The organism is Pseudomonas sp. B1(2018) (assembly GCF_003097365.1).
Classification (GTDB): Bacteria; Pseudomonadota; Gammaproteobacteria; order Pseudomonadales; family Pseudomonadaceae; genus Aquipseudomonas; species Aquipseudomonas laurylsulfatiphila.
Window position 1 is genome coordinate 267,315 of sequence record NZ_PYUK01000001.1, and the last position, 22,293, is coordinate 289,607.

21 protein-coding genes are annotated in these 22,293 nt (G+C 61.9%); all 21 read left to right on the forward strand.

Annotated elements, in window-relative coordinates:
* Positions 1-7 precede the first annotated feature (7 nt).
* Positions 8-1,609, forward strand: coding sequence for an ABC transporter substrate-binding protein (locus C9422_RS01100; RefSeq protein ID WP_116579362.1), 1,602 nt, complete (start codon positions 8-10; stop codon positions 1,607-1,609).
* A 188-nt stretch (positions 1,610-1,797) separates the two neighbouring features.
* Complete coding sequence (locus C9422_RS01105; protein ID WP_116579363.1) at positions 1,798-2,757, forward strand: ABC transporter permease; 960 nt, start codon at positions 1,798-1,800, stop codon at positions 2,755-2,757.
* 3 nt (positions 2,758-2,760) lie between these two features.
* Complete coding sequence (locus C9422_RS01110; RefSeq protein ID WP_007980721.1) at positions 2,761-3,588, forward strand: ABC transporter permease; 828 nt, start codon at positions 2,761-2,763, stop codon at positions 3,586-3,588.
* Between the two features lie 2 nt (positions 3,589-3,590).
* On the forward strand, positions 3,591-5,237 hold the full coding sequence (locus tag C9422_RS01115) for an ABC transporter ATP-binding protein (RefSeq protein ID WP_116579364.1): 1,647 nt from the start codon (positions 3,591-3,593) through the stop codon (positions 5,235-5,237).
* A 9-nt stretch (positions 5,238-5,246) separates the two neighbouring features.
* Complete coding sequence (locus tag C9422_RS01120; RefSeq protein WP_116579365.1) at positions 5,247-5,957, forward strand: NAD(P)H-dependent oxidoreductase; 711 nt, start codon at positions 5,247-5,249, stop codon at positions 5,955-5,957.
* Positions 5,958-6,543: 586 nt separating this feature from the next.
* Positions 6,544-7,890 carry an outer membrane beta-barrel protein gene (locus tag C9422_RS01135; RefSeq protein WP_116579367.1) on the forward strand — a complete coding sequence of 449 codons (1,347 nt, stop codon included), beginning with the start codon at positions 6,544-6,546 and terminating at the stop codon, positions 7,888-7,890.
* A gap of 87 nt (positions 7,891-7,977) precedes the next feature.
* The gene (locus C9422_RS01140) at positions 7,978-9,288 is read left to right on the forward strand and encodes an ABC transporter substrate-binding protein (protein WP_116579368.1); all 1,311 of its coding nucleotides are present in this window, start codon (positions 7,978-7,980) and stop codon (positions 9,286-9,288) included.
* 25 nt (positions 9,289-9,313) lie between these two features.
* The gene (locus tag C9422_RS01145; RefSeq protein ID WP_116579369.1) at positions 9,314-10,039 is read left to right on the forward strand and encodes an ABC transporter ATP-binding protein; all 726 of its coding nucleotides are present in this window, start codon (positions 9,314-9,316) and stop codon (positions 10,037-10,039) included.
* Between the two features lie 3 nt (positions 10,040-10,042).
* Positions 10,043-10,735, forward strand: a complete 693-nt coding sequence (locus C9422_RS01150; protein ID WP_116579370.1) for an ABC transporter ATP-binding protein — start codon at positions 10,043-10,045, stop codon at positions 10,733-10,735.
* A gap of 2 nt (positions 10,736-10,737) precedes the next feature.
* Positions 10,738-11,601: a branched-chain amino acid ABC transporter permease gene (locus C9422_RS01155; protein WP_116579371.1), complete on the forward strand. Its 864-nt coding sequence runs from the start codon at positions 10,738-10,740 to the stop codon at positions 11,599-11,601.
* On the forward strand, positions 11,601-12,635 hold the full coding sequence (locus C9422_RS01160; protein ID WP_116579372.1) for a branched-chain amino acid ABC transporter permease: 1,035 nt from the start codon (positions 11,601-11,603) through the stop codon (positions 12,633-12,635). The genes C9422_RS01155 and C9422_RS01160 overlap by 1 nt, the downstream gene beginning before the upstream one ends.
* 185 nt (positions 12,636-12,820) lie before the next feature.
* Positions 12,821-13,750, forward strand: a complete 930-nt coding sequence (locus C9422_RS01165) for a LysR family transcriptional regulator (RefSeq protein ID WP_116579373.1) — start codon at positions 12,821-12,823, stop codon at positions 13,748-13,750.
* Positions 13,751-13,963: 213 nt separating this feature from the next.
* Complete coding sequence (locus tag C9422_RS01170; protein WP_116579374.1) at positions 13,964-14,458, forward strand: hydroxyquinol 1,2-dioxygenase; 495 nt, start codon at positions 13,964-13,966, stop codon at positions 14,456-14,458.
* A 48-nt stretch (positions 14,459-14,506) separates the two neighbouring features.
* The gene (locus tag C9422_RS01175; RefSeq protein ID WP_116579375.1) at positions 14,507-15,526 is read left to right on the forward strand and encodes a hydroxyquinol 1,2-dioxygenase; all 1,020 of its coding nucleotides are present in this window, start codon (positions 14,507-14,509) and stop codon (positions 15,524-15,526) included.
* Positions 15,527-15,618: 92 nt separating this feature from the next.
* On the forward strand, positions 15,619-17,082 hold the full coding sequence (locus tag C9422_RS01180) for an aldehyde dehydrogenase family protein (protein ID WP_116579376.1): 1,464 nt from the start codon (positions 15,619-15,621) through the stop codon (positions 17,080-17,082).
* 8 nt (positions 17,083-17,090) lie between these two features.
* Positions 17,091-18,158, forward strand: a complete 1,068-nt coding sequence (locus tag C9422_RS01185) for a maleylacetate reductase (RefSeq protein ID WP_116579377.1) — start codon at positions 17,091-17,093, stop codon at positions 18,156-18,158.
* Positions 18,159-18,195: 37 nt separating this feature from the next.
* Positions 18,196-19,068 carry a dioxygenase gene (locus C9422_RS01190; protein WP_116579378.1) on the forward strand — a complete coding sequence of 291 codons (873 nt, stop codon included), beginning with the start codon at positions 18,196-18,198 and terminating at the stop codon, positions 19,066-19,068.
* Between the two features lie 3 nt (positions 19,069-19,071).
* Positions 19,072-19,389: a YciI family protein gene (locus C9422_RS01195; RefSeq protein ID WP_007997964.1), complete on the forward strand. Its 318-nt coding sequence runs from the start codon at positions 19,072-19,074 to the stop codon at positions 19,387-19,389.
* The gene (locus C9422_RS01200; RefSeq protein ID WP_116579379.1) at positions 19,386-19,739 is read left to right on the forward strand and encodes a Rieske 2Fe-2S domain-containing protein; all 354 of its coding nucleotides are present in this window, start codon (positions 19,386-19,388) and stop codon (positions 19,737-19,739) included. Before C9422_RS01195 ends, C9422_RS01200 begins: the two co-directional genes overlap by 4 nt.
* A gap of 67 nt (positions 19,740-19,806) precedes the next feature.
* Positions 19,807-20,262 (forward strand): YMGG-like glycine zipper-containing protein, encoded by a 456-nt coding sequence (locus C9422_RS01205; protein ID WP_007980728.1) that lies wholly within the window; start codon positions 19,807-19,809, stop codon positions 20,260-20,262.
* A 407-nt stretch (positions 20,263-20,669) separates the two neighbouring features.
* Positions 20,670-22,280, forward strand: coding sequence for a mechanosensitive ion channel family protein (locus C9422_RS01215; protein ID WP_116579381.1), 1,611 nt, complete (start codon positions 20,670-20,672; stop codon positions 22,278-22,280).
* Positions 22,281-22,293: the final 13 nt, after the last annotated feature.

Sequence of the window (22,293 nt, forward strand, 5' to 3'; positions counted from 1 at the left end):
CAATGCAATGAGCGATAACAAAAACAAGATTACTCAAGCGAACCATGAATTCAGCTTCCCGCGCAGGGACTTCCTGAAGTACAGCGCGGCAGCCGCGGCGGTGGCCGGGGCGTTCTCCATGGGGCTGCCGTTTGGCGCCCTTGCCGGGGAGGCCACGCCAAAACCGGGCGGCGTGTTGCGTCTGGGCCTGGCGGGTGGCAGCACCACGGACTCGAAAGATCCGGGTTCCTGGTCCGACACCTTCACCTTCGTCGGCTTCTCGGCGGTCTATAACACCCTGACCGAAATTGCCGTCGACGGCACGGCCATCCCCGAACTGGCCGAAAGCTGGACCTCGACCCCGGACGCGCGTGTCTGGACTTTCAAGATTCGTCAGGGCGTGACCTTCCACAACGGCAAGACCCTGACCGCCGAGGACGTGGTGGCGTCGATCCAGCATCACCTGGGCGAAAAATCCACCTCGGCAGCCAAGACCGTGCTGGGCGACGTGGCCAAGGTCAGCGCCAACGGCAGCGACAGCGTGGTGTTCGAACTGCACTCGGGCAACGCCGACTTCTCCTATGTGGTTGCCGATTACCACCTGGCGATCATGCCGAGCAAGGACGGCGCGGCAGACTGGCAGGCCGGCGCCGGTACCGGTGGCTATCGCCTCAAGGACTTCGAACCGGGCGTGCGCATGACCCTGGAACGCAGCCCCGATTACTGGAAACCGGGGCGCGCGCACTTCGCCAGCGCCGAGTTGATCGCGATCTCCGACGGCGCGGCACGGGTCAATGCGCTGGTCACCGGGCAAGTGGATGTGATCAACAAGGTCGACCTGAAAACCGTCGCGCTGCTCAAGCGCAACCCGAACCTGGTCATCGAAGAAACCAAGGGCGCCCAGCACTATACCTTCCCGATGCTCACCGACAGCCAGGTCTTCCTGAACAACGATGTGCGCCTGGCGATGAAGCACGCGATCAACCGCGAAACCCTGCTGGCCTCGGTGTTGCACGGTTATGGCCTGGTGGGCAACGACCACCCGATCCAGCCCGGCAGCCGCTTCATCAACACCGCACTGGAACAACGCACCTACGATCCGGACAAGTCGCGCTTCTACCTGAAGAAGGCCGGTCTGGATTCGCTCAAGGTGCGCCTGCAAGCCTCCGACGCGGCCTACACCGGCGCGGTGGACGCCTCGGTGCTGTTCAAGGAGCAGGCGCGTGCCGCCGGGATCGACATCGACGTGGTGCGCGAACCGGCGGATGGTTTCTTCTCCAACGTGTGGATGAAGCAACCCTTCACCACCTCGTTCTGGTACAGCAGCCTGACCGCCGACCGCATGTTCAGCATCGGCTACGCCAAGGGGGCGGCCTGGAACGAAACCCATTGGGACAACCCGCGTTTCAACCAACTGCTCAACGCCGCTCGCGGCGAAATGAACGACCCGCTGCGCCGCGAGATGTACAACGAAATGCAGGCGCTGTGCCGGGACGAGGGCGGGGCGATCGTGCCGCTGTTCGCCAGTTCCGTGGCGGCGCGTTCCAACCGGGTGGTTCACGGCGGGCAGACGGCGCCCTACGGTGAACTGGATGGCCTGCGGGTGATCGAGCGCTGGTGGCAGGCATAAAGCGGAAAGTTGAACTGTGGAGATCAACTGTGGGAGCGAGCTTGCTCGCGATGACGGCAGCACATTCAACATCAATGTTGGCTGACAGTCCGCTATCGCGAGCAAGCTCGCTCCCACAGGGGGGGCGTGTTCCCACAGTAGAAATTTTCAGGATTATGCAAGCGTGCCTATTTTCAAGGAACTGCACGATGAGAAGTATTTTCAAGCTGTTGGGACAGCGCCTCGCATTAGGCCTGCTGTCCCTGTTCGCCGTTTCAGTGATCATCTTCCTGGCCGTCGGCATGCTCCCGGGCGACATCGCCCAGGCCATGCTCGGCCAGTCGGCCACCCCGGAAACCGTGGCGGCCTACCGCGCGCAACTGGGGCTGGACTTGCCACCGCTGACCCGTTTCGGCCACTGGATCTGGCAGCTGTTGCACGGTGACCTTGGCGTATCGCTGGCCAACCAGCGGCCCATCGCCGAACTGGTCGGCTCGCGCCTGGGCAACACCTTCAGCCTCGCCTTGCTGGCGGCCCTGGTGTCGGTGCCGCTGGCGTTGTGTCTGGGGATGCTCGCCGCGCTGTACCGCAACAGCTGGTTCGACCGCTTGCTCAACACCTCGGCCCTGAGCGCGGTGTCGTTCCCCGAGTTCTTCGTTGCCTACATCCTGATCCTGGTGTTCGCGGTGAAGCTCAACTGGTTCCCGAGCATTTCCAACCTGGCGCCGGACGCTTCGTTGGGCACGATCCTGGAACGCTCGGTGTTACCGGTGGCGACCCTGAGCCTGGTGGTGATCGCGCAGATGATGCGCATGACCCGCGCCTCGCTGATCAACCTGCTGGCCAGCCCCTACATCGAAATGGCCCGGCTCAAGGGCATCAGCCAGTCGCGGATCATCTTCCGCCACGCCTTGCCCAATGCCCTGGCGCCCATCGTCAACGTGGTGGCGTTGAACCTGGCGTACCTGGTGGTCGGCGTGGTGGTGGTCGAAGTGGTGTTTGTCTATCCGGGGCTCGGCCAGTTGCTGGTGGACTCGGTGGCCAAGCGCGACATTCCAGTGGTGCAGGCCTGCAGCCTGATCTTCGCCGCGACCTACATCCTGCTCAACACCAGCGCCGATGTGCTGTCGATTGCCAGCAACCCACGCCTGATGCATCCGAAGGGGTAGACCATGAGCCTGTTAAAACACGTGTGGCGGGCGCCCCTGAGCGCCCAGTTCGGTTTGTTGATGATCCTGCTGTACGTACTGGTGGCGGTGTTCGCGCCGGTGTTGGCGCCGTTCGGCGAAACCCAGGTGGTGGGCGGGGGCTTTGAGCCGTGGGGCGGGCAGTTCCTGTTGGGCACCGATAACCTGGGGCGCGACATGTTCAGCCGCCTGGTCTATGGCGCGCGCAACACCCTGGGCATTGCCTTCCTCACCACGGTGTTGGCGTTTTTGCTCGGTGGGTCCTGCGGCTTGATCGCGGCGATCAAGGGCGGCTGGGTCGATCAGGGTTTGTCGCGGGTGGTGGACATCCTCATGGCCATTCCGCAACTGATCTTCGCCTTGCTGATCCTCAGCGTGGTCGGTACCACGGCGACGTCGCTGGTGTTGGTGATTGCGCTGCTGGATGCGACCCGGGTGTTTCGCCTGTCGCGCGCAGTGGCCATGAACGTGGTGGTGCAGGACTTCGTCGAAGCCGCGCGCCTGCGCGGTGAGGGCCTGTGCTGGCTGGTGACCCGCGAGGTGCTGCCGAACGCCGCGGCGCCGCTGATTGCCGAGTTCGGCCTGCGCTTCTGCTTCGTGTTCCTGTTCATCAGCGCCTTGTCGTTCCTCGGCCTGGGTATTCAACCGCCCACCGCCGACTGGGGCAGCATGGTGCGCGATAACGCCGTGCTGATCACCTTCGGCGACATCAGTCCGTTGCTGCCCGCCCTGGCCGTGGCCTTGATCACGGTCAGCGTCAACTTCGTCGTCGACTGGATGCTGCACAAATCCAGCGGCCTCAAGGAATGCTGAACATGACGACCACAAAACCTTTGCTGGAAATCCGCGACCTGCACATCGAAGGCCATTACGAAGACGCCTGGCATCCACTGATCAAGGGCATCGACCTGACCCTGCAGCGGGGCGAAGTGCTGGGGCTGATCGGCGAGTCCGGCGCGGGCAAGTCGACCCTCGGTCTGTCGGCCATGGGCTACACCCGCGACGGCTGCCGGATCACCGGCGGCTCGGTGCACTTCGACGGCATCGACCTGCTCGAGGCCAAGCCTGAAGCCCTGCGCAAACTCCGGGGGTTGCGCATTGCCTATGTGGCACAGAGCGCGGCGGCCTCGTTCAACCCGGCCCATCGACTGATCGACCAGCACGTCGAAACCGCTGTGAAAAACGGCGGCATGAGTCGCGAACAGGCCACGCGCGAGGCGGTGGAGTTGTATCGGGTGCTGCGCTTGCCCAACCCCGAAACCATCGGCCAGCGTTATCCGCATCAGGTCTCCGGCGGCCAGTTGCAGCGGGTCATGACCGCCATGGCGATGGCTTGCCACCCGGACCTGATCATCTTCGACGAACCGACCACGGCGCTGGACGTTACCACCCAGATCGAAGTCCTCGCCGCCATTCGCGATGCCGTGGCGACCTATGGCAGCGCGGCGATCTACATCAGCCACGACCTGGCGGTGGTGGCGCAGATGGCCGACCGCATCATGGTGCTGCGCCACGGCAAACTGGTGGAAGAGGCCGAGACCCGCAAGATGCTCGGCGACCCGCAGGAGGACTACACCAAGTCGCTGTGGGCGGTGCGCAGCTTCCGCACCGAGCCCAAGGCCAGCCCGCAGCAGGAACAACCGTTGCTGGAACTGCGCAACAGCTGCGCCAGTTATGGCCGGCAACCGGTGCTGCACGACGTGTCGTTGAAGCTGTATCGCGGCCAGACCCTGGCGGTGATCGGCGAATCCGGTAGCGGCAAGAGCTCCACGGCGCGGCTGATCACCGGGTTGCTGCCGCCGACTTACGGCCAGGTGCTGTACGACGGCGAACCCTTGCCGGCGGACTTTCGCCAGCGCAGCAAGGAACAACTGCGGCGCATCCAGATGATCTACCAGATCCCCGACACCGCGCTGAACCCGCGTCAGCGCATCGTCGACATCATCGGTCGGCCATTGACGTTTTATCTGGGCCTCAAGGGCAAGGCCATGCGTGCCCGGGTCGCCGAACTGCTGGAGATGATCGAACTCGACCCGGCGACCTTCATGGAGCGTCAACCCCGGGAACTGTCAGGCGGGCAGAAACAACGCATCTGCATCGCCAGGGCCCTGGCGGCCGATCCGCAACTGATCATTTGCGACGAAGTGACCTCGGCCCTGGACCAACTGGTCGCTGAAGGCGTACTGAAATTGCTCAACCGCATCCAGCAGCAATTGGGTGTCGCCTATCTGTTCATCACCCATGACGTCGCCACTGTTCGGGCGATTGCCGATGAGGTATTGGTGATGCAACGGGGCAGGGTGGTGGACCACGGCTCGCGCAGCCAGATCTTCACCCCGCCGCACCAGGACTACACCGGGCTGCTGTTTTCTTCCGAACCGCAAATGGACCCCGACTGGCTAGACCGCTTGCTGGCCACACGCGCTTGCACACCTTCAACCGATTCGCTGGAACAAGTCTAAGGAACCACCATGAAAGTACTGATCGTCCACGCTCACCCGGAGCCGCAATCCTTCACCGCCGCCCTGCGTGACCAGGCCGTCGCCACGCTCCAGGCTCAGGGCCACGAAGTGCAGGTCAGCGACCTGTACAAAATGAACTGGAACCCGGTGGCCAGCGACGCCGACTTCTCGAATCGGGAAAACCCCGAGTACCTGGTCTATGCCCTGGAACAACGCCTGGGCGTGAAGAGCCAGTCGCTGGCGCCAGACATCCAGGCCGAGCTGGACAAACTGCTGTGGGCCGACCTGCTGATCCTCAACTTCCCGATCTTCTGGTTCTCCACCCCGGCCATGCTCAAGGGCTGGATCGACCGGGTGCTGGTCTCGGGCATCTGCTATGGCGGCAAGCGTTTCTACGATCAGGGTGGATTGGCCGGCAAGAAAGCGCTGGTGACCGTGACCCTGGGCGGGCGTGAACACATGTTTGGGGAAGGCGCGATCCACGGCCCATTGGAGGACATGCTGCGGCCGATCCTGCGCGGTACGCTGGCTTATGTCGGCTTCGATGTGCTGGAGCCCTTCGTGGCCTGGCATGTGCCGTACATCAGCGAAGAGGCGCGCCAGCAATTTCTGGTTGATTACGGCCAGCGCCTGCAACACCTGAGTGATGATCAGCCGTTGGTATTCCCGAAACTGTCGCAGTTCGATGACAAGCTCTATCCACTGGCCACCAATGCCTGATCAACACCACAAAACCTGTGGGAGCGGGCTTGCCCGCGAAGGGGCCTTCAAATTCAACATCATTGGTGGCTGATACACCGCCATCGCGAGCAAGCTCGCTCCCACAATGATCGGTGCTGCCGCAGATGCCTGACCAACACCACAAAACCTGTGGGGGCGGGCTTGCTCGCGATGAGGGCATCAGCTTCAACATCTATGTTGACCGAGCCTCCGCCATCGCGAGCAAGCTCGCTCCCACAATGATCGGTGCTGCCGCAGATGCCTGACCAACACCACAAAACCTGTGGGAGCGGGCTTGCCCGCGAAGGGGCCTTCAAATTCAACATCATTGGTGGCTGATACACCGCCATCGCGAGCAAGCCCGCTCCCACAAAGGCCTGCATTGTTCTGAATACGCAAACACTGAAGTCGCCGAGAATGGAATTGTTGGTGCAGTGGCGGGCTTGTAGCCTCCATTACGCCGAACACCACGATCTGCCAACGACCGGGTGGAGCTCAAGCCAGGGCTCATCAAGACGTCATACCTTGCTTTCGGCCTCATGCCCCTTCGGGGGATTGGCGCCTAATAAAAATAAGGAAGGCAGGTATGAGTATTCGTGCATGGGTTTGCGCAGCAACCCTGTTCGCGCCCGTTCTGGGTGCCGGTGTTTTGTTTCCCTCTATGGCTCTGGCAGCAGACGATCCCATGGGTTCGCTGGTGCGTAATGTCTTCGGCGACAGCCTTGAGCGCGAACACGGGATCAAGATCTACGGCTGGGCTCAGGCCGGTGTGATCTATAACAACAACGGCACGGATGACGTCAGCAAGCAGAGCTTCTTCAATACCGACGAAGGTGTGAACCTCAACCAGTTCGCCCTGGCCGTGGAGAAGAAACCCAAGAGCAATGTGATCGGCCGCGTCGGTCCGTTTCCCGGCGCGATGCCGCAAGAAGCCGATTGGGGGTTCAACGTCACGGCGCTGTACGGCAAGGATGCACGCTTCTTCAAGACCTACGGCTGGGACGAAGATCTGAGCGTCAACCGTGACAACAAGCCTGAAGATCCGGCGTTCACCGTCGCCCAGGCTTACGTCAACTTCTACTTCCCCGTGCTCGGCGGTTCGGAGTTGATGGTCGGGATTTTCCATACGCCGCTGGAAAACGAAATCGGTTTCGCCTTGCCATCTCCGGCACCGACCGACTTCTACACCCACACTTACTCCTTCATGCACGGCCCGGCCAAACATGCCGGGGCACTGTACTCGTTCAAACTGCCTTCGGAGCCGGGCGAAAGCATGCTCGGCTTCGAACTGGGCGTGGTGCAGGGCTGGAACAACCTGCAGGACCCCAACCACTCGCCGGACGTGATCGCCAACGTGCGCTGGCGCTCGGCGGACTTCGGCACCTGGATCGACTGGGAAAACATCTACGGCAATGGCGCTGGCGACAGCTTCGCCGAATGCAGTTGTGGCTCGCCGCTGCCGGCGGGCACCAAGGATGACGACTACAAGCGTCTGGCGTCTTACCTGACCCTGACGCAAGTGCTCGACCCGAACAACCGCGTGGCGCTGGAGATGAACTACGGCAAGCAGGAGCAGGGCGCCTTCGCCGGGTTTGCCAACAAAAACGACGCGACCTGGTATGGCACGGACGTGAACTGGTACCACAAACTCAGCGAAAACCTGATGTGGAACAGCCGCGCCGAGTGGTTCTACACCGACGCCCCGGTCCACGTGATGATGGCCAACATCGACCCGAACACCGGGATACCCGATCCGACCTGGGGCAGCTTCTACGGCGTCACCACCAACCTGGCCTGGACGCCGACACCCAACGTGCGCCTGCGTCCGGAACTGCGCTACGACATCCATTCAGGCCCCGGCCGCGATGCCTATGCCGACGGCGAAAAGGATTCGCAAGTGGTCGCGTCGTTCGACGTCAGTTTCTTCTTCTAAACGGATTTCCCTGCTTTACCCCTGACCCTGCGTGATGGCCCGGCCACACGTGGCGACCCCGTTCGTCCAGGCTTTTGGAGTACTTACATGACAGACAACAACGATAAAAACCTGTTAGACCGCGACTTCTCCCGCCGTGATTTCCTGCGCAGTACCGGCATTGCCGCCGGTGGCGTGGCACTGGCAAGCATGCCGTTCACCTTTGCCATCGGCGGTGAGCGGGTGATCAAGCTCGGTTATGTCAGCCCGCAGACCGGGCCATTGGCGCCGTTTGCGGCAGCCGACAACTACATCATCGAGTCGCTCAAGCAAGTGCTGAAAAATTCGATCAATGTCGCAGGCAAGGCCTATCGCCTGGAGGTCATCGTCAAGGACAGCCAGTCCAACCCCAACCGCGCGGCGGAAGTGGCGAGCGAGCTGATCCTGTCGGACCAGGTCGACCTGATGCTGGTGTCGTCGACCCCGGAGACCACCAACCCGGTGTCCGACCAGTGCGAAATCAACGAGATTCCCTGCATCTCCACCGTTGCCCCTTGGCAGCCGTGGTTTTTCACCCGGGGCGGCAAGCCGGATCAAGGCTTCGAGTGGACCTACCATTTCTTCTGGGGCCTGGAAGATGTGATCGGCACTTACAGCGCCATGTGGGGAGCGATGCCGTCCAACAAAGTTGTCGGCGGTCTGTTCCCCAACGATGGCGACGGCAATGCCTGGGGCGACCAGAAGCTCGGGTTCCCACCAGTACTGGCGCAAAAGGGCTTTCAACTAGTCGATCCTGGCCGCTTCCAGAGTCTGACCGACGATTTTTCCGCGCAGATTGCCGCGTTCAAAAAGGCCGATGTCGAAATCGTTACCGGCGTGGTCATCCCGCCGGACCTGAGCACGTTCTGGACCCAGGCCCGGCAGCAAGGCTTCAATCCGAAAGCCGTATCGGTGGGCAAGGCATTGCTGTTTCCGACGGCAGTCGAGGCATTGGGCAAGGCCGGCAACAACCTGTCGACCGAAATCTGGTGGAGCCCGACGCACCCGTTCAGCTCGTCATTGACCGGCGCCAGTGCCGGCCAATTGGCCCAGGGTTTCACCCAGGCCACCGGCAAGCAGTGGACGCAACCGCTGGGGTTCGTGCATGCCCTGTTCGAACTGGCAGTGGACATCCTCAAGCGCACCGAAGAAATCGGCAACGCCCAAGCGGTCCGCGATGCCTTGCTCAAGACCCACCTCAACACCGTGGTCGGGCCGATCAACTGGAATGGCGGGCCGGTGAAGAACGTCGCCAAGACGCCTCTGGTCAGCGGCCAGTGGCGACTGGGCAAGGACAATAAATACGACCTTATCGTGACCAGCAATGCCACCGCCCCGGCGATTCCGCTGGGCGGCGAGATGCAGGCCATTACGTATTGATCGCGCGACAGGAGACGGGTGCACCATGCAACAACCACTTCTGCAAATGACCGATGTGCACAAAAGCTACGGCTCGGTGAAGGTCACGGACGCCATCGACCTGACCCTGCAACCGGGTGAGGCCCTGGGCATCATCGGCCCCAACGGCGCGGGTAAAAGCACGTTGTTCAACCTGATCGCCGGTGGCGTAGCGGCGGACAAAGGCACGATTCATTTCGAAGGCCGCAACGTCACCCGCGAGCCTGTGTTCAAGCGCTGCCAGCAGGGCATCGGCCGTTCCCATCAGATTCCGCATCCGTTCGTGAAAATGACCGTGTTCGAGAACCTGTTGGTGGGCGCAACCTTCGGTGCACGGCTGCGTGACAACGAAGCCAGCCAATGGTGTGCGCAGACGCTGGAACTCACTGGGCTGATGCGCAAGGCCAACGTGCTGGCCGGCTCACTGACCTTGCTCGACCGCAAGCGCCTGGAAATGGCCCGGGCCTTGTCGACCCAGCCGCGCCTGTTGTTGCTCGACGAAATTGCCGGAGGCCTGACCGAACCGGAATGCCTGGCACTGGTGGAAACCATTCAGGGCATCCACAAGTCCGGTGTTGCCATTATCTGGATCGAGCACATCGTGCACGCCTTGCTGGCGGTGGTCAGTCGCCTGACGGTGATCAACTTCGGCGCCAAGCTGGCCGAAGGCGAACCGCGCAGCGTGATGGCCGATCCTCGGGTCCAGGACATTTACATGGGCATCGGGAGCTGACGCATGCTGACCATCGAAAAACTCTGCGCCGGCTACGGCGACTTTCAAGCGCTGTTCGACATCAGCCTGACCCTTGAGGCCGGTGAAACCGTGGCGATCATCGGCTCCAACGGCGCGGGCAAATCGACGTTCCTGCGCTCCTTGGCCGGGTTGATCAAGAACCAGCCGGGCGCCATTAATTTCAAGGGTCAGGCCATTGGCGACATGGCCGCCAATCAGGTGCTGGAGCGCGGCATCGCGTTGGTGCCGGAGGGCCGCAAGCTGTTTCCGTCCCTGAGCGTGGAAGAAAACCTGCTGATCGGCGCCTACAGCAAACGCCCGGGACCGTGGACGCTCAAGCGCATCTATCAGTTGTTCCCGGTGCTGGAAAAACTGCGCAAGCGTCCGGGCACCGCACTGTCTGGCGGCCAGCAACAAATGGTCGCGATTGGCCGGGGCCTGATGGCCAACCCGCACTTGCTGTTGTGCGACGAAATCAGCTTGGGCCTGGCGCCGACGACGATCAAGGACATCTACGCCGCATTGCCCTCGATCAAGGCCGACGGCACCACGGTGATTCTCGTCGAACAGGACATCAATCAGGCACTGAGTGTGTGCGACCGCTTCTATTGCTTCCAGGAAGGGCGCGTGTCCCTGGCCGGTCGGCCTGGGGATGCGGACAAAGCACACATCAAAGCCGCGTATTTCGGGATCTAGTGATGGAATGGCTCAATACTTTGCTTCAAGGCATGTTGCTCGGCGGCCTGTACGCGATGTTCGCGGTGGGGCTGTCGCTGATGTTCGGCATCATGCGCCTGGTCAACATCGCCCATGGCGACTTCATCGTGCTGGCGTCGTACCTGGCGCTGCTGGTGGTCAATCACCTGGGGTTCAGCCCGTTGGCGAGCTTGCTGATCGTGGTGCCGCTGATGTTCTGTTTCGGCTATCTGCTGCAACGGCTGTTGCTCAACCGTACGCTGGGCACGGACATCCTGCCGCCGTTGCTGGTGACATTCGGCCTGTCGATCATCGTGCAGAACGTGCTGCTGGAATTCTTCAGTGCTGATAGCCAGAAGCTGTCCCAGGGCGATCTTGAGGTCGCCAGTGTCGGTTTCGGTGGTTTGAGTGTGGGCGTCATGCCGCTGATCGTGTTCTGCAGTGCGCTGCTGATCATTGGCGGCCTGCAGTTGCTGTTCTACAAAACATCGTTGGGCCGGGCGTTTCGCGCCACCTCTGATGACCAGCACACCGCACGGCTGATGGGCGTCAACAACGCGCACATCTTCGGCCTCGCCATGGCGCTGGCGATGGCCGTGGTGTCGATAGCCGGCGTGTTCCTGGCGATCCGCACCAGTTTTGATCCTACGGTCGGGCCGGCGCGGCTGTTGTACGGCTTTGAAGCGGTGATCATCGGTGGCCTGGGCAGCCTGTGGGGCACGCTGGCCGGAGGAGTGATTCTCGGCGTTGCGCAAACCCTGGGGGCAAAAATCGATCCCGGCTGGCAGATCCTCGCCGGTCACCTTGTGTTTCTGCTGATCCTGGTCGTGCGCCCGCGTGGCCTGTTTCCCCGGAGTGTCGACTGATGAATGCCTTGAACAACCCCGCGCTCGCTTATCGCGTACAACGCACGACCACCAGCAGCACCATCGGCCTGTCGTTGCTGGGCCTGTGCGTATTGATCTTGCTTAGTGCACCTTTGTGGGCCGATCGGGCGAGCCTGCGCCTGGTGGTGGAGTTCGCCTATTACCTGGCGTTGGCGCAAATGTGGAACCTGCTGGCGGGCTACGCCGGCATGGTCTCGGTAGGGCAGCAGGCCTTCGTCGGCCTGGGCGGCTATCTGCTGTTCATGCTGGCGAGCCAATTCGGTGTGCCGCCCTTGGCCGCGGTGCTGCTTTCAGGCGTGTTGGTGGCGTTGCTGGCGATTCCCACGGCGCTGATCGTTTTTCGCCTGCGCGGCGCTTACTTCGCCATCGGCACGTGGGTGGTGGCGGAGGTCTTCCGTCTGGGCCTGGCGCAGATGAGCAGCCTTGGCGGCGGATCGGGGCAAAGCCTGCCGGCGGCGATTGTGCGGCAAATCGGCAATGACCGGGACGGGCGCGAAACGCTGATCTACTTCACCGCGCTGGCGATCGCCATCGGCGCCGTGGCGGTGGTGTACTTCCTGTTGCGCTCGCGTCAGGGGCTGGCCCTGGCGTCGATTCGTGATTCCGAGCCGGCATCCGGCAGCCTCGGGGTGGATACGTTCCGTACCAAACTGATGGTCTATGTACTGGCCGCCGGTTGTACGGGCGTGGTTGGGGCGTTGATCTTCCTGCAAAAGCTGCGGATTTCCCCGGACGCGGCGTTCAACCTGCAGGACTGGACGGCGGTGGTGATCTTTATCGTGATCATCGGTGGCATCGGCACCCTGGAAGGGCCGTTGATCGGCACGCTGATTTACTTCGTATTGCGCGGTTGCCTGGCGCAGTACGGTGCGCTGTACATGATCATCCTCGGCGTGGTCGCGGTGGTGATGATGCTCAAGGCGCCGCAAGGGGTGTGGGGGTTGGTCAGCGAGCGCCTGGGCTGGCAGGTGTTCCCGATGCAGCGACGATTGTCAGTGCACCCCCACCCATAAAGCACCACCCCCCCCTGTAGGAGCTGCCGAAGGCTGCGATCTTTTGACCTTGCTCTTCAAAAAACAAGATCAAAAGATCGCAGCCTTCGGCAGCTCCTACAGGGGGTGGCGGGGAGGTGGAGTACGTGGTGGCGACAGGCTAACCTCGCTGTTCATACAAGAACAAAAATTCCGAGAGCCTGCCCATGGATCGTTTACTCAGTGTCGAAGCCTTTGTGCGGGTGGCCGAAACCGGCAACTTCGCCAAGGCGGCCCAGCAACTGGGGGTGACCCGTTCGGTGATCACCCACCGCATCCAGCAACTGGAACAGTTCATCAACGCGCCGCTGTTCCACCGCAGCACGCGTCATGTGCGGCTTTCCGAAGTGGGCGAGACCTACTACAAGGAGTGCGCCGACATGGTCGCCGGGTTCAACTCGCTGACCGAACACATGCGCGAACTGCGGGCCAAGCCCACCGGCAAGCTCCGGGTGCAGATGCTGCCGGGTTTTGCCATTGGTCACTTCGGCCGCATGCTGGCCGAGTTCACGCGCCTGTACCCGGACATCGAAGTCGACGTGATCGTCAACGACCGGGTGGTGGACCCCATCGAGGAAGGCTTCGACGTGGCGTTCCAGATGTTCCCGCCCATGGCCGAAACCCTGATCGAGCGCAAGCTGTTCAGCGTGCGCCGATTGTTCTGCATGTCGCCCGATTACGCCGGCGAGTTCGGTGTCCTGACCCATCCCCAGGAACTGTTGCAACACAAGATCGCCCTGTACGAAGGCTATCCGTCGCGCAATCGCTGGATCTTCACCCGCGACGACGAGCAAGTCGAGCTGAGCCTACCGGGCCAGGTGCGCTCCAACTCCGTGCATTTGCTGCGCGATTACGCGCAGACCGGGGTGTGCATTGTCTGTCTGCCGACCCTGGTGGCCAGTGATGACTTGCTCAGCGGCCGGCTGATTCCGGTGCTGCCGGAGTATGCGCTGTCCTCGTTCAACTTCTCGGCGGTGTATCCCGCCACCCAGCGCCGGGCCTTGAAAGTGCGTACGTTGATCGACTTTCTGGTGGACAACTTCGGCGATGAGCCATGCTGGGACAAGCCCCTGCTGGAGCGTGGCTGGGTGCGCTGACGACCACGTACTCCCTGTAGGAGCTGTCTCGTGCAACGAGGCTGCGATCTTTTGATTTTTTAAAGCAAGATCAAAAGATCGCAGCCTGCGGCAGCTCCTACAACAGTGTTTGCGTTTCGCAAACACTGTTGTCGCCGGTCCTCTAATTGTTCGCCGGGGTGGTGCGACGTACTGTTGGCTCACTGTTACTACAACAACAAAACGGTGAAAACCATGAGTAGCGCTGCAATTGAAACGGTCTTCGGCTCGCTGGACAACTACACCAAAGGGTCGGTTGAAATCATCAGCGGCCAGGCCAGCCACTACGCCTTTTCCAACATTTTCGAAGTGGCGGATAAATCCCTCCCTTTTGAAAAAGTCGTGGTGGGTTTCAACCTCGGCTACGTCGTTGAGTCCATCCGTGCCGAAGGCCAGTCGCCCTGGTACACCGCAGCACACGACGAATTCGCCATCGTCATGGACGGTGAGGTTCGCGTGGACTTCCTCAAGCTCGATGCGCCGTTGAAAGCCGGCGAGGGCACGCATCTGGCCGGTGACGTACCGGCCGGCAAACCGATGGGTTATGTGTTGCTCAAGCGCGGCCATCAGTGCCTGTTGCCGGTCGGCACCGCTTATCGCTTCGAAGCCAGCCGCCCGGGTGTGATTCTGCAGCAGACCATCAAAGGCCCGTTGTCGGTCGAGAAGTGGGCCGACATCTGCTTCAAGTGATCTGCCACATCCGACCGCCCACCCCACAACAACAAGAGGAATTCCGCCATGGCCATGCTTGAAACCGCTGCCGACACCGTCCACCTTGCCGACGATGAAGTCCAGGCCAGCGCGCCCCATGCCGTCACCGGCTACCGCTCATTCAAACTCGGCGCCTTCGAACTGTCGCGCGACGAGTATTTCGCCCGCATCACCTGGCCGGCCAAGGGCCAGACCCGCTCGCACCTGATTCCGGTCGACGCCTTCCTGCGCGCCATGATGCGCGACGTGGCCTGGGGCTTTTTCTACGGCTGGGTCAACTTTGACCAGGTCATTGGCACCCGCAACTACTACGGCAAGGTCGACCTGTACGCCGGCACCTTCAACGGCACGCTCAAGGCGGCCGGGGTCAATTACACCGAAAACTTCGAAACGCCGCTGATCATGGCCACCTTCAAGGCCATCCTGCGCGACTGGACCAACGCCACCTTCGACCCCTTCGCCGCACCCGAAGAAACCGGCAGCGCATTCGGGCGCAAGAACGGCAACAACATCGAAGCCATCGAGCGTTCGCGCATCGCCACCAAACGCATGCCGGGCCTGAAGGATGATTCGCCGCTGCGTGACGACCTGCCGGTCAACCGCCAGTTCATCGATGTGCCGCAGGACGAACCGGAGGTCCATGCCGCCGAAGGCTTCGAAGGCGAACTGCATGCCTTCAACCTGTTCAAGTACCTGTCGCGCTCCGACGTGACCTGGAACCCGTCGGTGACCTCGGTGTGCAAGGCCAGCCTGTTTTGCCCGACCACCGAGGAGTTCATCCTGCCGGTGTTCCATGGCAACGACCGCATCGAGTGGTTCCTGCAGATGTCCGACGAAATCATCTGGGACGTCGGCGACAAGGACGACGGCAACCCCCGTGCGCGCATCACCATGCGTGCCGGCGACATCTGCGCCATGCCCGCGGACATTCGTCACCAGGGCTACTCGACCAAACGCTCGATGCTGATGGTCTGGGAAAACGCCACGCCAAACCTGCCGCAACGCTACGAAAGCGGTGAGCTCAAGCCGTATCCGATCGAGTTCTAGGACCTGGTGTCCGGCCCGGCTCGCGCCGGGCAAAGCGTTCAGCAATCACTTCGTCAAACACTGCGCCAGCCGCGCGGTGCGAGGAAACCATTATGCAAAATCAGCTCTATATCGATGGCCGCTTCGTGGATGCCGTCGGCGGCGGCACCATCGACGTCGTGTCGCCCCATGACGGTTCGTTGATCACCCGCATCGCTGCCGCCGAAGCCGCTGACATCGACCTCGCCGTGGCCGCCGCCAAGCGCGCCTTCCCGGCCTGGTCGGCGCTGGGCGCCGCCGAACGCGGACGCCTTTTGCTCAAACTGGCGGACAGGATCGAAGCGTGCGGCGAAGAACTGGCGCAGCTCGAATCCCTCAATACCGGGCACCCGATCCGCGATTCCCGTGGCCTTGACGTGCCGCGCACGGCAGCGTGCTTCCGTTATTTCGGCGGTATGGCCGACAAGATCGAAGGTTCGGTGATTCCGGTCGAAGCCGGGTTTCTCAACTACGTGCAGCGCAAACCGATTGGCGTGGTGGGGCAGATCGTGCCGTGGAACTTCCCGCTGATGTTCACCAGCTGGAAAATGGGCCCGGCGCTGGCGGCGGGCAACACCATCGTGATCAAGCCTTCGGAAATCACCCCGTTGTCGACCTTGCGCATTGTCGAGCTGATGACGGAAGTCGGCTTCCCCAAGGGCGTGGTCAACGTGGTGCCGGGCTACGGCCATACCGCCGGGCAAGCGCTGGCCGAACACCTCGATGTGGGCAAGATTGCCTTTACCGGTTCGACCGCCACCGGGCGGCGGATCGTCGAAGCCTCCCAAAGCAACCTCAAGCGCATCCAGCTGGAACTGGGTGGCAAGGGCGCGAACATCGTGTTCGAGGACGCCAATCTGGACGCGGCGGTCAATGGCGCGGCCTGGGCGATTTTTCACAACCAGGGCCAGGCATGCATCGCCGGTTCGCGGCTGATTCTGCACAAAGACATCGCTGATCAATTCCTTGAGCGTTTCATTGCGTTGGCCAAGTCCATTCGCCTGGGCGACCCGCTGGACCCGGACACCGAAATGGGGCCACTGACGTCGGCGCTGCACCGCGACCGGGTGATGGCGTACATCGATATTGCCATCGAGCAGGGCGGCAAGGTCCTGGCCGGCGGCAAGGCACCGGACGATAAAGCATTGGCCAATGGATTTTATGTCGAGCCGACAGTGGTCGAGGCCAAGCCCGGTGACCGCGTTTGCCAGGAGGAAGTCTTCGGCCCGTTCGTGACTGTGGTGCGCTTCAGCACCGACGAAGAAGCCCTGGCCATCGCCAATGGCTCCGAATACGGGCTGGGCAGCGGCCTGTGGACGCAGAATTTGAGCCGCGCACACAAGATGGCCGAGGCGATTCACGCCGGCATGTGCTGGATCAACTGCTACAAACGGGTCAACCCGGGCAGTCCGTTTGGCGGAGTCGGTCAGTCCGGCTATGGCCGGGAAATGGGCTTCGAGGCGATCCACGACTACACCGAGGCCCGTTCGGTCTGGGTCAATGTCGACGCCAACATCCCGCCTTACTACAAGCGTTGAGGCCAGCCATGAATCCCTTTGTCTATCAAAGCCTGCCGACCCGTGTGGTGTTCGGCTGGGGCAAGCTCTCGGCGCTGGCCGAGGAAATCGAACGGCTGGGTGCCCGGCGCGCGCTGATCCTGACCACACCGGAACAGCAGGGACTCGGCGAACAGGTCGCGGCGTTGCTCGGTGATCGTGCCGCCGGTGTCTATCCAAAGGCCGTGATGCACGTTCCGCTGGAAGTGGCGCAAGCGGCGCGCCTTGAGGCAGCCCGGCTGGATGCGGATTGTTGCGTGGCCATTGGCGGTGGCTCGACCATCGGCCTGGGCAAGGCGATCGCGATGGATTCCGGTCTGCCCATAGTGGCGGTGCCGACCACCTACGCCGGCTCCGAGATGACGCCGATCTACGGGCTGACCGAAAATCGCCTTAAAAAAACCGGACGGGATCTGCGGGTTTTGCCCAAGACCGTGGTCTACGACCCGCAATTGACCCTGACCCTGCCAGCGCACATTTCGGCCTGTTCAGGCATGAACGCCATGGCCCACGCGGTCGAGGCGCTGTACGCCCAAGACGCCAACCCGATCATCGGCTTCATGGCCGAAGAGTCGATTCGCTCGCTGGCGCAGGCCTTGCCGGGTGTGGTCAAGCATCCCGATGACCCCGAGGCGCGCAGCCAGGCGCTGTACGGCGCCTGGCTGGCAGGTATTTGCCTGGGTTCGGTCGGCATGGCCTTGCACCACAAACTCTGTCACACCTTGGGTGGCACGTTCAATTTACCCCATGCCCAGGCGCACGCCATCGTCTTGCCCCACGCCGCGCATTACAACCGCGAAGCGGCGGCGGGGCCTTTGCAACGGGCTGCACGCGCGTTGGGTGGGAGTGAGGCGAGCGAGGTCGGTGCCTTGTTGTACGCACTGAATCAGAAGCTGGGTATTCCACTGGCCCTGGCGGACATCGGTTTCCCGGCCAACGGCCCGGCCGAAGCCGCGCAGATCGCCTGCGCCAGCCCTTACTACAACCCGCGGCCGTTTGAACAAGGCCCGATTGAGGCGCTGCTCAACCGTGCTTTGACAGGTCAGGCTCCCGCCTGATCTGCCAGCCACTCTTATCCTCGTCGGAATAACAACAATGACCGATCAAGACAACATCATGGAATCACTGATCTCCCGACAGGCAGTGAACAGCTTCAATGATGCGCCGAATGCGCGTTACAAACAGATCATGCAAAGCCTGGTGCACCACCTGCATGCATTTGTCAGCGAGGTCGCATTGACTGAACGGGAGTGGTTCGAAGGCATCGGCTTTCTGACCGACACCGGGCACAAATGCGATGGCCTGGTGCGCCAGGAATTCATTCTGCTGTCGGACACCCTGGGCGTTTCGATGCTGGTCGACGCGATCAACCATCGCCACAGCGCAACGGCCACCGAGACCACGGTGTTCGGGCCGTTCTACATCGATGGCATGCCGGATCGCGAGTTCGGCGAAAACATGGCCTTCACGCCCGGGCAAACGGCGCTGGTACGCGGGCGCGTGGTCGACATCCATGGCAATGCCTTGGCCGGTGCGGTGCTGGACGTCTGGCAGACCGCCGAAAACGGCATGTATTCCGGACAGGACACCGAACAGCCGTTCGGCAACCTGCGCGGGCGCTATCGCACCGACGCGGATGGCTGCTTTGCGATTCGCACCATTGTCCCGGTGGCCTATCCGATACCGACCGATGGCCCGGTAGGGCGCATGCTCGATGCCGCCAACCGCCATGCGTGGCGGCCAGCTCACCTGCATTTCATGATTGATGTGCCGGGCTATCGCAAACTGGTCACGCACCTGTTCAACCACGATGATCCGTACCTGCAATCCGATGCAGTGTTTGGGGTGAAACAGTCGTTGCAGGTGATTTACGAAGACATGACCTGCCACGACGATGTGTCCGCCAGGCTGGGTATGGACGTGCCGTTCAAGCGTGCGTGTTATGAATTTGTCATGGAATCTGCGTGAATCATGGGTCAGTTCTTTGCGGTATTTGCCACTGATCATTCGGACTGCCAGGCGCTGCGCCAACGTCTGCGGCCCAGTCACCAGGCGCATTTGCGTGCGACCGGGGATCATCGGGTGGTCGTGCGCCTCGGCGGCCCGATCCTCGATGATGCCGGCGCGGCGATGACGGGGACATTGCTGGTCATCGAGGCGGGCAGCCTGCCGGAGGTGGAAGCGTTCATGCGCGACGATCCCTATGTCCAGGCGGGACTGTTCGCCAGCCTGCAGATTCGCCCCTGGCACTGGAGCCTGGGCAATCCGGAACTGCGCGGTTTTCCATGACCCGCATTTCCTTGTGCCGACTGGACGACATCGCCGACGGCGGGGCGTTGGGATTGCCACAGCACCAGCAACTGCATCCCGCCGGGTTGGTGGCGGTGCGTCAGGGCGAGCAGGTGTGGGTGTACATCAACCGCTGCCCGCATTTCTCGGTACCGCTGGACTTCAATCCGCAGCAGTTCTGCACCTGGCGCGGCAAGGTCCTGATGTGCGCCCATCACAGCGCGATGTTTCGTTACGACGACGGGCACTGCATCGACGGCCCGTGTAAAGGCGCGCAACTGGAGGCCGTGCCGGTACGTTGGGTCGAAGACCAACTGGTCATGGAGATTGAACTCACCGCCGGTCAGTAACCGGGTGGCTGATGGGGGCTGATCTAAACTCCTGTTGGGGGTGAACCAGGTTCATCCGGAGGTCATCATGAAAAAACTGTCACCTATCAGTCTGTGTCTCGCCTTGTCGGTTTTGAGCGCCCCGGGATGGGCGCAAACGGTGGTGCCGATGAAAGGGCAAAGTTCGCAACAAACCCAGGCCGACATCAACGAATGCAACAGCATCGCCGCCAGCCAAAGCGCCTCGACGGCTTCCACGCCTTCCGGCGGACGGGTCAAGGGCGCTGCTGCCGGGGCCGCCGCTGGCGCGGTCGGGGCCCAGGTGCGCGGCAATCAACATGACGAGGTTTATGATCGTGTCGACGATGACAGGAAACAGGACTATCGCCAGAACCGCGCCAAGGAGACAGCGGCGGCCGGCGCCGTAGTCGGTGCGTCACGTCAGCGCCAGGAACGCCGGGAGCAATCGAAAACCACGCAGGCGAACACTACGTCGGCTTACACCAGTTGTTTGCAGGGCAAGGGTTACCAGGTCAACCCTTGAATCAGGTACTGAACGGTGCCCCGCGGTGTTCTCCGGGTTATCGTGAGCAAGCTCGCTCCTACAGAGGGCAATGGCCGCCGGTGAGAACACAGACCCTGTAGGAGCGAGCTTGCTCGCGATGGTCGTCAACGAAAACGCGGGCTGGCAGGTGCCCCGCGGTGTTCTCTGGTTTATCGCGAGCAAGCTCGCTCCTACAGAGGACAATGGTCGCCGGCGAGAGCACAAACCCTGTAGGAGCGAGCTTGCTCGCGATGGTCGTCAACGATAACGCTGGCGGGCAGGTGCCCCGCAGTGCTCTCCGGTTTATCGCGAGCAGGCTCGCTCCTACAATCTGACAACCGTTCATCGGTGAACTACGCTGCGGTACGTACACTCGACCAGATATTTGTGAAGTAGGGATCTGACAGATGCGGAGCAGGTTGCTCGTTGTATTGTTCACTGTTCTCGGGTTGTTCTGGTCGTTGCAGCTGTGGGCCGAGGATTCACCACAGGTGGCCGATGCGCCTGCCGAACTGAAAGTGGCCAACCGCAGCGTCATGGTGTTTCGCGCGACCTTCCTCGGCGAGGCCCCGGCCTCGCGGGTCAAACGGGCGAAAGCGGTGATCGGTGAGGCGCTGGACGAGGACGACGACCTGAAGGTCACCCTCGATCCGATCATGAAAAGCTACATGGTGCTGCTCGGGACGCGCCGCGCGTTTATCGTATCGCCCCAGGATGTCGACGAAACCGAATTCGACTCGGTGCAGCAAGCCGCCGAAGCCGCCGCTGAACGCCTGCGTCAGGTGGTGGCCGAAACCCAGGAAGCTCGAAGCCTGCACTTGATACTCCGGTCGCTGGGCGCCGCGCTGCTCGCCACCGGTATCTATCTGGGCCTGCTCCTGGCCATGGCTTTGCTACGGCGCAAACTGCTGAAAAAACTGCCCGACCTGATGCATCGGCACACCCAGGCCCTGAAGGTCGGGCGGGTGCCGCTGATCGACGCCAACTTCCTCTATCCCTTGGTCAGCCGCGTGCTGGAAGTGCTGCGCTGGGTCATCGTGCTGCTGCTCACTTATGAGTGGCTGGGGTTTGTCCTGTCGCGGTTTCCCTATACCAGGCCCTGGGGTGAAAGCCTTAACAACTATCTGCTGGAAGTCGCCGACTATTTGCTGCAAGGGATTCTCGGGGCCATCCCCGGGCTCGGCGTGGCGCTGGCGATCTTCTTCATTGCGCGAGGCGTGACCGCCTTCTCTCGCCGGATACTGCGGCGCATGGCCACACCGGGCACCTTCAACTGGCTGAACCACGAAACCCTGAAGCCGACTCAACGCCTGACGTCACTGGCGATCTGGCTGTTTGCCCTGGCCATGGCATATCCCTACTTGCCGGGTGCCGGTACCGATGCGTTCAAAGGCTTGTCGGTGCTGGTCGGCCTGATGATCTCGCTGGGAGCTTCCAGCGTCGTCGGGCAGGCGGCGGCCGGGTTGATCCTGACGTACACCAGGACCCTGCGCCCCGGTGAATTCGTACGTATTGGCGAGCACGAAGGGACTGTCACCGAACTGGGCATGTTCACCACCAGCATTCGTACCGGACTGGGCGAAGTGCTGACCCTGCCCAACTCGATGATCACAGGCACCGTCACCAAGAACTATTCACGGGTGGTACAAGGCCCCGGTTATGTGGTCGACACCGTGGTCACCATTGGTTATGACACCCCCTGGCGACAGGTCGAAGGGATGTTGCTGGAAGCCGCCAGACGCACGCCCGGCGTCCTCGAAACCCCACCGCCGCAGGTATTCCAGACGGCGTTGTCGGACTTCTACCCCGAGTACCGGCTGGTGGCCCAGGCCATCCCCAGCCAACCACGGCCACGGGCGGTGCTGCTGAGCATGCTGCACGCCAACATCCAGGATGTGTTCAACGAGTACGGCGTACAGATCATGTCGCCGCACTACCTGGGTGATCCGCAACAGGAGAAATGGGTGCCAAGGGACAAGTGGTATATGGCGCCGGCGCAGGACTCGAAGGAGCCTTGATTTACGCCGGACA